The sequence below is a fragment of the Escherichia sp. Marseille-Q3837 genome (assembly GCF_916618735.1).
GTDB lineage: Bacteria > Pseudomonadota > Gammaproteobacteria > Enterobacterales > Enterobacteriaceae > Escherichia > Escherichia ruysiae.
This window is the reverse complement of the sequence record NZ_CAKAKC010000001.1, coordinates 1,520,781-1,532,434: the sequence shown is the minus strand read 5'-3', so window position 1 is coordinate 1,532,434 and position 11,654 is coordinate 1,520,781. Positions and strand designations below refer to the sequence as shown.

At 52.5% G+C, this 11,654-nt stretch carries 9 protein-coding genes; all 9 read right to left on the bottom strand.

Annotation, left to right across the window (positions count from 1 at the left end):
* Positions 1-90: 90 nt before the first annotated feature.
* A complete protein-coding gene (gene deaD, locus LG381_RS07185; protein ID WP_001301504.1) occupies positions 91-1,980 on the bottom strand; it encodes an ATP-dependent RNA helicase DeaD in 1,890 nt (629 codons plus the stop codon).
* On the bottom strand, positions 1,973-2,053 hold the full coding sequence (gene yrbN, locus LG381_RS07180; protein WP_010723222.1) for a protein YrbN: 81 nt from the start codon (positions 2,051-2,053) through the stop codon (positions 1,973-1,975). Before yrbN ends, deaD begins: the two co-directional genes overlap by 8 nt.
* Before the next feature lie 106 nt (positions 2,054-2,159).
* Entirely contained in the window at positions 2,160-3,044 is an 885-nt protein-coding gene (gene nlpI / locus LG381_RS07175) for a lipoprotein NlpI (RefSeq protein ID WP_000802080.1), read from the bottom strand.
* A 108-nt stretch (positions 3,045-3,152) separates the two neighbouring features.
* Positions 3,153-5,288, bottom strand: coding sequence for a polyribonucleotide nucleotidyltransferase (gene pnp / locus LG381_RS07170; RefSeq protein ID WP_000933927.1), 2,136 nt, complete (start codon positions 5,286-5,288; stop codon positions 3,153-3,155).
* A 246-nt stretch (positions 5,289-5,534) separates the two neighbouring features.
* On the bottom strand, positions 5,535-5,804 hold the full coding sequence (gene rpsO, locus LG381_RS07165) for a 30S ribosomal protein S15 (RefSeq protein ID WP_000059470.1): 270 nt from the start codon (positions 5,802-5,804) through the stop codon (positions 5,535-5,537).
* A 148-nt stretch (positions 5,805-5,952) separates the two neighbouring features.
* A complete protein-coding gene (truB, locus tag LG381_RS07160) occupies positions 5,953-6,897 on the bottom strand; it encodes a tRNA pseudouridine(55) synthase TruB (protein WP_000089704.1) in 945 nt (314 codons plus the stop codon).
* Positions 6,897-7,298, bottom strand: coding sequence for a 30S ribosome-binding factor RbfA (gene rbfA / locus LG381_RS07155; protein ID WP_001040205.1), 402 nt, complete (start codon positions 7,296-7,298; stop codon positions 6,897-6,899). Before rbfA ends, truB begins: the two co-directional genes overlap by 1 nt.
* Before the next feature lie 162 nt (positions 7,299-7,460).
* Complete coding sequence (gene infB / locus LG381_RS07150) at positions 7,461-10,133, bottom strand: translation initiation factor IF-2 (protein WP_000133059.1); 2,673 nt, start codon at positions 10,131-10,133, stop codon at positions 7,461-7,463.
* 24 nt (positions 10,134-10,157) lie between these two features.
* Entirely contained in the window at positions 10,158-11,645 is a 1,488-nt protein-coding gene (gene nusA, locus LG381_RS07145; RefSeq protein WP_001031044.1) for a transcription termination factor NusA, read from the bottom strand.
* Positions 11,646-11,654 lie beyond the last annotated feature (9 nt).

Genomic DNA, 11,654 nt, shown 5'->3' with positions numbered 1-11,654 from the left:
GCGAGTACAAAAGACAGAAAAAAAGCCCCGATTGTTAAAATCGGGGCTGTATATATTATTTTACAGATTGTTTTCGCTGTTCAGCGATGATTACGCATCACCACCGAAACGACGACGACCGGTAGAGTCATCACGACGCGGTGCGCGGCCTTCACGACGTTCGCCGCTAAAACGACGACCATCACCACGACCACCTTCACGGCGTTCACCGCTGAAGTTACGACCGCCTTCACGACGTTCGCCACTGAAACCACGACCACCGCCACGACGCTCTCCGCCAGTATGCGGCTGTGCATCGCCCAGCAACTGCATGTTCATCGGTTTGTTGAGAATGCGAGTACGCGTAAAGTGTTGCAGTACTTCACCCGGCATACCTTTCGGCAGTTCGATGGTGGAGTGAGAAGCAAACAGCTTGATGTTACCGATGTAACGGCTGCTGATGTCGCCTTCGTTAGCAATTGCGCCAACGATATGACGAACTTCAACACCATCATCACGACCCACTTCAATGCGGTACAGCTGCATGTCGCCAACATCACGACGTTCACGACGCGGACGATCTTCACGGTCGCCACGCGGGCCACGGTCGTTACGATCGCGCGGACCACGGTCATCACGGTCACGGAATTCACGTTTCGGACGCATCGGCGCATCTGGCGGAACAATCAGAGTACGTTCACCCTGTGCCATTTTCAGCAGTGCGGCTGCCAGAGTTTCGAGATCCAGTTCTTCACCTTCTGCAGTCGGCTGAATTTTGCTCAGCAGTGCACGGTATTGATCCAGATCGCTGCTTTCCAGCTGCTGCTGTACTTTCGCGGCAAATTTTTCCAGACGGCGTTTGCCCAGCAGTTCTGCGTTCGGCAGTTCTACTTCTGGAATGGTCAGCTTCATAGTACGTTCAATGTTGCGCAGCAGACGACGCTCGCGGTTCTCAACGAACAGCAGCGCGCGGCCAGCACGACCTGCACGACCGGTACGACCGATACGGTGAACGTAAGACTCAGAATCCATCGGGATATCGTAGTTAACCACCAGGCTGATACGCTCAACGTCCAGGCCACGAGCCGCAACGTCGGTCGCAATCAGGATATCCAGACGACCATCTTTCAGGCGTTCCAGAGTCTGCTCACGCAGCGCCTGGTTCATGTCACCGTTCAGCGCGGCGCTGTTGTAGCCGTTACGCTCAAGGGCTTCAGCCACTTCCAGAGTCGCATTTTTGGTACGAACGAAGATAATCGCCGCATCAAAATCTTCCGCTTCCAGGAAACGTACCAGTGCTTCGTTTTTACGCATACCCCAGACAGTCCAGTAGCTCTGGCTGATGTCAGGACGGGTAGTCACGCTGGACTGAATACGCACTTCCTGCGGCTCTTTCATAAAGCGGCGGGTAATGCGACGAATCGCTTCCGGCATAGTGGCGGAGAACAGAGCGGTCTGATGACCTTCCGGGATCTGCGCCATAATGGTTTCAACGTCTTCAATGAAGCCCATGCGCAGCATTTCGTCAGCTTCATCCAGAACCAGACCGCTCAGTTTAGAGAGATCCAGAGTGCCACGTTTCAGGTGGTCCAGCAGACGGCCCGGAGTACCGACAACGATCTGCGGCCCCTGACGCAGGGCGCGTAATTGCACGTCATAACGCTGGCCGCCGTACAGGGCAACCACGTTTACGCCGCGCATGTGTTTAGAGAAATCCGTCATTGCTTCAGCAACCTGTACCGCCAGTTCGCGGGTCGGTGCCAGCACCAGAATCTGTGGTGCTTTCAGCTCAGGATCAAGATTCTGCAACAGAGGTAAAGAGAATGCTGCAGTTTTTCCGCTCCCCGTCTGGGCCATACCCAGAACGTCGCGGCCATTCAGCAGATGTGGAATACACTCTGCCTGAATTGGAGATGGTTTTTCGTAACCCAGATCGTTAAGGGCTTCAAGGATAGGAGCCTTCAGGCCCAGATCTGCAAAAGTGGTTTCGAATTCAGCCATGTAGTACGTGTGCCTCAAAATTAATGGCGGCCAGTCTACATAACTCATCATGAAATTGATCAGCAATTTTCATTGAAAAGTGTGAACCGGCTCAAAGTAGGTGTATTAACGAACAACAACGCCCTCACCCGTTAAGGTGATGGCAATCAAATAAGATTACGGGCTGATGTGTACGTCAGCTATTGCTGGTCCGATTCTGCCAGGTCATCTTGGTCCTGGCCCAGGAGCGATAATTCCAACAATGCGTATCGGTGCTCAACAAAGTTATGAACGTTGTTGGCAACCGCCAGTTTGAACAGTGCCGTGGCGCTGTCCAAATCCCCCAGACTTAGGTAGTACTTACCTAAATAGAAGTTGGTTTCACTGAGATGCTCAGCGAGCGAGGTGTTATCCGTTGCGTCCGCCTTGAGCCTTTCCATTAACGTTTGTTCGCTAATGTTGCCCAGGTAGAACTCGACAATGTTCCATCCCCACTGCTCCTTGTCCGATTTTTCGAAGTGCTGTTTCAACACTTCTTTAGCCTGCTTCTCATCGAGCTTCTGCTCGGCGAGATAAAGCCACAGACTACGGAAAGGATCATTGGGATCGTCTTGATAAAACGCCAGCAGATCATCTTGCGCTAACTTGTCACGACCGCCGTAATATAATGCGATCCCGCGATTCAAGTGCGCGTAGTTGTAAGTTGGATCAAGCTCAAGTACAGAATCAAACGCTTCATAGGCAGCATCAAAATTGCCTGCCTGCGTTAAATATATGCCTAAGTAATTGAATACTTCAGGCATATCCGGTCGGATTGCCAGCGCCTGCGAAAAATCGTTACGCGCTAATGCCCTCAGACCGAGACTATCATACAACACTCCGCGCTCATATAAAAGCTGTGCGCGCTCGTCATCGGTTAAAGCCCGACTGGCAAGGATCTGTTCCATACGTGCCAGAATCACTTCCTGCTGTAAAGTCGGTTGCAATGGCACTGCGAGGACTTCACTTTTACGCCAGGAAGTATTACTGCATCCTGCAAGCGTAAGTGCTGTCGCAACGAAACACCAGCGCAAAAAAGGCTTCATTTCCCACTCCCGAAGACCACGGTTGAATGAACGTCCTGTTCCCGGTTGCTAACAAGGCGTCCTGCCCGGTTAAAAGCCCCCCGCCGCAGCGGAGGGCAAATGGCAACCTTACTCGCCCTGTTCAGCAGCCGGAGCTTCCGGTGCTGCAGCAGGTTGAGACTGCTCAGTCGCTTCTTTAATGCTCAGACGGATACGGCCCTGGCGATCAACTTCCAGAACTTTCACCGGCACTTCCTGACCCATCTGCAGGTAATCGGTCACTTTCTCAACGCGTTTGTCAGCGATCTGAGAGATGTGTACCAGACCTTCTTTACCGCCACCGATGGCAACAAATGCGCCAAAGTCAACGATACGGGTCACTTTACCATTGTAGACGCGGCCCACTTCGATTTCTGCAGTGATCTCTTCGATACGACGAATAGCATGTTTCGCTTTCTCGCCGTCGGTCGCTGCGATCTTCACAGTACCGTCATCTTCGATTTCGATGGTTGTGCCGGTTTCTTCGGTCAGGGCACGGATAACAGAACCGCCTTTACCGATAACGTCTTTGATCTTGTCCGGGTTGATCTTGATGGTATGGATACGCGGAGCGAACTCAGAGATATCGCCACGTGGCGCGTTGATCGCCTGTTCCATTACGCCCAGGATATGCAGACGCGCACCTTTAGCCTGGTTCAGCGCAACCTGCATGATCTCTTTGGTGATACCTTCAATTTTGATATCCATCTGCAATGCAGAGATACCGTCGCGGGAACCCGCAACTTTGAAGTCCATATCGCCCAGATGGTCTTCGTCACCCAGAATGTCAGACAGTACAACGTAGTTGTCGCCTTCTTTCACCAGACCCATTGCGATACCCGCAACGGCGGCTTTGATCGGCACACCTGCGTCCATCAGCGCCAGAGAAGCGCCGCACACGGAAGCCATAGAAGAGGAACCGTTGGATTCGGTGATTTCAGACACAACACGTACGGTGTACGGGAATTTGTCCATATCCGGCATTACAGCCAGCACGCCACGCTTCGCCAGACGACCGTGACCAATTTCACGACGCTTCGGAGAACCGACCATGCCAGTTTCGCCTACGGAGTACGGAGGGAAGTTGTAGTGGAACAGGAAGGTATCGGTACGCTCGCCCATCAGTTCATCAAGAACCTGCGCGTCACGTGCAGTACCCAGCGTTGCGGTAACCAGCGCCTGAGTTTCACCACGGGTGAACAGCGCAGAACCGTGAGTACGCGGCAGCACGCCAGTACGGACATCCAGACCACGGATCATATCTTTTTCACGACCGTCGATACGCGGTTCGCCTGCCAGTACGCGGCTACGAACAACGTTTTTCTCGATAGCGTGCAGAATTTCACCCAGTTCGTTTTCGTCCAGGGTTTCGTCTTCAGCAAGCAGCGTCGCGATGGTTTCAGATTTGATCACGTCAACCTGCGCATAACGCTCTTGTTTGTCGGTGATGCGGTAAGCATCGCTCAGACGAGCTTCAGCCAGTGCAGCAACGCGTGCGTTCAGCTCTTCGTTTACCGGCTCCGGCTGCCAGTCCCAACGCGGTTTACCGGCTTCTTTCACCAGTTCATTGATGTTCTGAATAACAACCTGCTGTTGTTCATGACCGAACACCACTGCGCCCAGCATCTGGTCTTCGCTCAGCAGTTCAGCTTCAGATTCAACCATCAGTACAGCGGCTTCAGTACCCGCAACAACCAGATCCAGTTTGCTCTCTTTCAGCTCGTCCTGGGTCGGGTTCAATACGTACTGATCATTGATGTAACCCACACGGGCAGCACCAATCGGACCATTGAACGGAATACCAGACAGAGACAGTGCTGCAGAAGCACCAATCATCGCGACGATATCCGGGTTAACCTGCGGGTTAACAGAAACCACGGTGGCGATAACCTGAACTTCGTTGACGAAGCCTTCCGGGAACAGCGGGCGAATCGGGCGGTCAATCAGACGCGCGATCAGGGTTTCGCCTTCGCTTGGGCGGCCTTCACGACGGAAGAAGCTACCCGGGATACGACCAGCAGCGTAGGTACGCTCCTGATAGTTAACGGTCAGTGGGAAGAAATCCTGACCTGGTTTGGCTTTTTTCTGACCAACAACGGTAACGAATACCGCAGTGTCATCCATACTAACCATAACAGCGGCAGTGGCTTGACGCGCCATCATGCCAGTTTCCAGAGTTACGGTGTGTTGACCGTACTGGAATTTACGAACGATCGGATTAAGCAATGTAATATCCTTTCTCTTTCTTAGACAGCACCTTAACGGCGCTGGTGTTAATACCCGATCTTCTGCGCATCCTCGCGACTAATGACAACCCTAACCCAGCCTGATGTGGGTAAAGCCTCTCATTAGCCGCGCGAACCTCTGCAACGGAAGATCATTCATAGCAACAATACATTAGTTTCCAGTGAATTGCTGCCGTTAGCTTGAAAAAAGGGGCCACTCAGGCCCCTTTTCTGAAACTCGCAAGAATTAGCGACGCAGACCCAGACGCTCAATGAGCTGGGTGTAACGTGCTACGTCTTTACGTTTCAGGTAGTCGAGCAGTTTACGACGCTGAGAAACCATGCGCAGCAGACCACGACGGCTGTGGTGATCTTTTTTGTGCTCTGCAAAGTGACCCTGCAGGTGGTTGATCTGTGCAGTCAGCAGTGCTACCTGAACTTCGGTAGAACCGGTGTCGTTTTCACCACGACCAAACTCAGAAACGATTTTAGCTGTTGCTTCAGTACTTAGAGACATTTTAAAACTCCAAAGTATATAGAATGAAAGGACGCCGATCTCTAATTCAGCGATCCCAGTGTACGTTACGCAAAGTGTTAAACAATTTACGCGACGTTAAGCGGCAGTATTCTACTCGTAGCGACCTGTTATCGCAAGACGGTTAACATTACGCCGGGTATTCAACCACCAGGCGACGAGGCGCGACACGGCCTTCATCGTCAATTTCGCCCATACCGATAAACTTGCCGTTCTCACCTTCTGTAACACGAACCAGTCCTTCCAGCGGCGCACCAGATGTACGAACCGGGTTACCATTTTTGAAGTAAACAGAAGATGTTAACGGAAGATTCACTACCGGGTAGTCCGAAGCTGGACTGTCCATTGGCATCAATAATGGATCAAGCAATTGTGCCGCCGGAATCTCTTGCTGTTCAGCTTGCTCAACCAATTCACGCAGATGTTCCAGAGTCACCATCCGTTCGACTGGATATTTACTTACCGCCAGACGGCGCAGGTAAATAACATGCGCGCCACAGCCGAGTTTTTCCCCCAGGTCGTCAATGATAGTGCGGATATAGGTGCCTTTTGAGCAATGAATTTCCAGCTCCAGCTCATTGCCTTCATGACGAATAAACAGCAATTCATAAACGGTAATCGGACGCGCTTCGCGTGGGACTTCAATGCCCTGACGCGCGTACTCATACAGTTTTTTGCCCTGATATTTCAGCGCCGAATACATCGAAGGGATCTGTTCGATATCGCCACGGAACGTATCCAGTGCTGCCGCCAGTTGCTCTGCACTAAAGGTTACCGGACGCTCCTCAACGATTTGTCCGTCAGCGTCGGAAGTATCGGTACGCTGCCCAAGACGCGCAATCACCCGATAACGTTTGTCGGAGTCCAGCAGATACTGGGAAAACTTCGTCGCTTCCCCAAGGCAAATCGGTAACATGCCGGTCGCCAGCGGATCCAGCGCACCGGTATGCCCGGCACGGTTGGCGTTATAAATCCGTTTCACCTTTTGCAGCGCATCGTTGCTGGACATACCCTGCGGTTTATCCAGCAACAAAACGCCGTTAATGTCGCGACCGCGACGACGAGGACGACTCATTAGTCCTCCTTGCTGTCGTCCGGGTTAACACGACGTTCTTCGTCATGTTTGACCACGCTGGTCACCAGGTTTGACATTCGCATCCCTTCAACCAATGAGTTGTCGTAGAAGAAGGTCAGTTCCGGCACGATACGCAGACGCATCGCTTTGCCCAGCAGGCTGCGGATGAAACCAGAGGCTTCCTGCAACGCTTTGATGCCCGCTTTTACCGCATCTTCATCTTTGTCGTTGAGGAAAGTGACATACACTTTGGCATACGCCAGGTCACGAGACATTTCGACACCGGAAACGGTGGTCATCATGCCCAGACGAGGATCTTTAATTTCGCGTTGCAGGATGAGAGCGATCTCTTTTTGCATTTCCTGCGCTACGCGCTGCGGGCGACCAAATTCTTTCGCCATAATAAATTCTCCTGACAAAAAAGGGGCCATAAGCCCCTTTTTAAAATTAATTTCAGGTGGAAGGGCTGTTCACGTAGGCCTGATAAGACGCGCCAGCGTCACATCAGGCAACGGCTGCCGGAAGTGACTCAAACGCCTTATCCGGCCTACACCCAATCAACCTTAGGCAATCGTACGCTGAATCTCGATGATTTCGAATACTTCGATCACATCGCCAGTGCGGACGTCGTTGTAGTTCTTAACGCCGATACCACATTCCATACCGTTACGGACTTCGTTAACGTCATCTTTGAAGCGGCGCAGGGACTCCAGCTCGCCTTCGTAGATAACCACGTTGTCGCGCAGAACGCGGATCGGGTTGTGACGTTTAACCACACCTTCGGTAACCATACAGCCTGCGATGGCGCCGAATTTCGGTGATTTGAACACGTCACGCACTTCTGCCAGACCGATGATCTGCTGTTTCAGTTCCGGAGACAGCATACCGCTCATCGCCGCTTTAACTTCATCGATCAGGTTATAGATGACGGAGTAGTAACGCAGATCCAGGCTTTCCGCTTCAATCACTTTACGCGCAGAGGCATCAGCACGAACGTTGAAGCCAACCAGAATCGCGTTGGATGCAGCCGCCAGGGTCGCGTCGGTTTCGGTGATACCACCTACGCCAGAACCGATGATCTTCACTTTAACTTCGTCAGTAGACAGTTTCAGCAAGGAATCGGAAATCGCTTCCACAGAACCCTGAACGTCAGCCTTCAGTACGATGTTCACTTCATGAACTTCGCCTTCGGTCATGTTGGCGAACATGTTCTCGAGTTTAGATTTCTGCTGACGCGCCAGTTTAACTTCACGGAATTTGCCCTGACGGTACAGTGCAACTTCACGAGCTTTCTTCTCGTCACGAACAACGGTAACTTCGTCACCCGCAGCCGGAACACCGGACAGGCCAAGGATTTCCACCGGAATGGACGGGCCTGCTTCCAGCACTTCCTGACCGAGTTCGTTACGCATTGCACGAACACGACCGTATTCGAAGCCACACAGAACGATGTCGCCCTTGTGCAGAGTACCTTCACGTACCAGTACAGTTGCAACCGGACCACGGCCTTTATCGAGGAAGGATTCGATAACCGCACCGCTCGCCATCCCGTTACGCACGGCTTTCAGTTCCAGAACTTCAGCCTGCAGCAGGATCGCATCCAGCAGTTCGTCGATACCTGTACCTGCTTTTGCAGATACGTGTACGAACTGGCTTTCACCGCCCCACTCTTCCGGCAGAATGCCGTACTGGGACAGTTCGTTCTTAACGCGATCCGGATCGGCTTCTGGCTTATCGATTTTGTTCACAGCAACCACAACCGGCACACCCGCCGCTTTCGCGTGCTGGATTGCTTCAATGGTCTGCGGCATTACGCCGTCATCTGCAGCGACAACCAGAACTACGATATCCGTTGCCTGCGCACCACGTGCACGCATTGAAGTAAACGCGGCGTGCCCCGGGGTGTCCAGGAAGGTGATCATGCCGTTTTCAGTTTCAACGTGGTATGCACCGATGTGCTGGGTAATGCCACCTGCTTCGCCAGAGGCCACTTTCGTTGAACGAATGTAGTCCAGCAGGGAGGTTTTACCGTGGTCAACGTGACCCATGATGGTCACGACCGGCGCGCGCGGTTCAGCCGCAGCGCCAGTATCACGGTCGCTCATTACCGCTTCTTCCAGTTCGTTTTCACGACGCAGGATAACTTTGTGACCCATCTCTTCGGCAACCAGCTGTGCGGTTTCCTGGTCGATGACCTGGTTGATGGTTGCCATTGCGCCCAGTTTCATCATCGCTTTGATGACCTGAGAGCCTTTAACCGCCATCTTGTTCGCCAGTTCGCCAACGGTGATGGTTTCACCGATCACCACGTCACGGTTAACGGCCTGAGCTGGCTTCTGGAAGCCCTGCTGCAGTGAAGAACCTTTGCGTTTTCCGCCTTTACCGCCACGTACTGCTGCGCGCGCTTCTTCGCGATCGGCCTTAGATTCAGAGTGTTTGTTGCCTTTTTTCGGACGCGCTGCTTTCGCGTTACGACCACGGCCACGGCCGCCTTCGACTTCACGATCGCTTTCGTCTTCTGCCTGGCGAGCATGTTGAGAGGTTGTAACGTGATAATCGCTGGAATCTTCGGTCGGTTCCGCGCTATCAGTCCATTTGTTTTCTTCCGCCATACGACGTGCTTCTTCAGCAACGCGACGTGCTTCTTCTTCGAGTTTACGACGCGCTTCTTCTTCAGCTTTACGCTTGAGCTCTGCAGCTTCCTGCTCACGGCGGGCTTTTTCAGCCTGGGCGTTTTTAGTCATATCGTCTTGTTGATTGCTCACTTTGTCTTTTTCCGCAGCTTCACGTTTCGCTTGTTCAGCGGCTTCACGTTTAGCTTGTTCTGCGGCCTCACGTTCAGCTTTTTGTTGCGCCTCGCGTTTGGCCAATTCTTCTGCCTCACGACGGGCTTGCTCTTCCGCTTCACGCTGCGCTTGCTCTTCCGCTGCAAGGCGTTCAGCCTCTTGCGGATCACGTTTCACAAAGGTGCGTTTCTTGCGGACTTCGATTTGTACCGATTTGCTTTTTCCACCGGTACCAGGAATGTTAAGGGTGCTACGTGTTTTACGTTGCAGCGTTAATTTGTCCGGCCCTGAATTTTTCTGATTCAGGTGGTCAATTAAAGTCTGTTTCTCTTGTGCAGTCACAGAGTCGTCAGCAGACTTCCGGATACCTGCATCAGCAAATTGCTGTACCAGGCGTTCCACGGAGGTCTGTCGCTCTGCGGCCAGCGTTTTAATCGTTACATCTGTCATGCTGTTCCTTCCTGCTACAGTTTATTACGCTTCGTCACCGAACCAGCAAATATTACGGGCAGCCATAATCAGTGCTCCGGCTTTTTCGTCGGTCAACCCTTCGATATCAGCCAGATCATCAATGCCCTGTTCGGCGAGATCTTCCAGCGTACAAACGCCACGGGCGGCCAGTTTGAATGCCAAATCACGATCCATCCCTTCAAGGTTCAGCAGATCGTCAGCCGGTTTGTTATCACCGAGGCTTTCTTCCTGGGCCTGTGCAATGGTGGCCAGTGCATTTTTAGCACGCTCGCGCAGTGCTTCAACAGTCGGCTCATCAAGGCCTTCAATTTCCAACAGCTCTTTCATCGGCACATAGGCCAGTTCTTCCAGCGTCGAGAAGCCTTCTTCTACCAGGACAGTGGCAAAGTCTTCGTCAATGTCGAGATAACGGGTGAAGGTATCGATCGCTGCGTGTGCTTCCGCCTGATGTTTAGCCTGCAGGTCGTCAACGGTCATTACGTTGAGTTCCCAACCACTCAGCTGCGAAGCCAGACGCACGTTCTGACCGTTACGGCCAATTGCTTGCGCCAGATTACCAGCTTCAACGGCGATATCCATGGTGTGTTTATCTTCATCCACCACGATAGAAGCAACGTCTGCCGGTGCCATCGCGTTGATCACGAACTGCGCCGGGTTATCATCCCACAGGACGATATCGATACGCTCGCCGCCAAGCTCGGTGGAAACTGCCTGAACACGGGCACCACGCATACCGACACAAGCACCTACTGGATCGATACGTTTATCGTTGGTTTTCACCGCGATTTTCGCACGAGAGCCAGGATCGCGAGCGGCAGCTTTAATTTCAATCACTTCTTCGCCGATTTCCGGCACTTCAATGCGGAACAGTTCGATCAGCATTTCCGGTTTGGAACGGGTGACGAAAAGCTGCGCGCCACGCGCTTCCGGGCGAACGGAATAAAGCACGCCACGAACGCGGTCGCCAGGGCGGAAGTTTTCACGCGGCAGCATGTCTTCACGCAGGATGACAGCTTCAGCATTGTTACCCAGATCCAGAGAGATGTTATCGCGGTTTACTTTTTTCACCACGCCGGTGATGATTTCACCTTCGTGTTCACGGAACTGATCAACAACCATCGCGCGTTCGGCTTCACGAACTTTCTGCACGATAACCTGTTTTGCCGTCTGGGTCGTAATGCGGTCAAAGGTGACAGACTCAATCTGATCTTCAACGTAATCGCCCAGGTTCAGGCTTTCATCTTCAAAACGCGCAGCTTCAAGGGTGATTTCTTTGGTCGGCTGTGTGACTTCATCAACAATCAGCCAGCGACGGAAGGTGTCAAAATCACCACTTTTGCGATCGATCTGTACGCGAACGTCGATCTCTTGTTCATATTTTTTCTTGGTTGCTGTAGCCAACGCGCTTTCCAACGCTTCGAAAATTTTCTCGCGAGGCAGCGCCTTTTCATTGGAGACGGCTTCAACTACAGCCAAAATTTCTTTGTTCATCGCGGGGTT

What these genes read in the sequence shown, in the direction of transcription:
- truB (WP_000089704.1), bottom strand. Translation starts at nt 6,897, where the DNA reads ATGAGTCGTCCTCGTCGTCGCGGTCGCGACATTAACGGCGTTTTGTTG.
- yrbN (WP_010723222.1), bottom strand. Translation starts at nt 2,053, where the DNA reads ATGAAAATTGCTGATCAATTTCATGATGAGTTATGTAGACTGGCCGCC.
- nlpI (WP_000802080.1), bottom strand. Translation starts at nt 3,044, where the DNA reads ATGAAGCCTTTTTTGCGCTGGTGTTTCGTTGCGACAGCACTTACGCTT.
- rbfA (WP_001040205.1), bottom strand. Translation starts at nt 7,298, where the DNA reads ATGGCGAAAGAATTTGGTCGCCCGCAGCGCGTAGCGCAGGAAATGCAA.
- rpsO (WP_000059470.1), bottom strand. Translation starts at nt 5,804, where the DNA reads ATGTCTCTAAGTACTGAAGCAACAGCTAAAATCGTTTCTGAGTTTGGT.
- nusA (WP_001031044.1), bottom strand. Translation starts at nt 11,645, where the DNA reads ATGAACAAAGAAATTTTGGCTGTAGTTGAAGCCGTCTCCAATGAAAAG.
- infB (WP_000133059.1), bottom strand. Translation starts at nt 10,133, where the DNA reads ATGACAGATGTAACGATTAAAACGCTGGCCGCAGAGCGACAGACCTCC.
- deaD (WP_001301504.1), bottom strand. Translation starts at nt 1,980, where the DNA reads ATGGCTGAATTCGAAACCACTTTTGCAGATCTGGGCCTGAAGGCTCCT.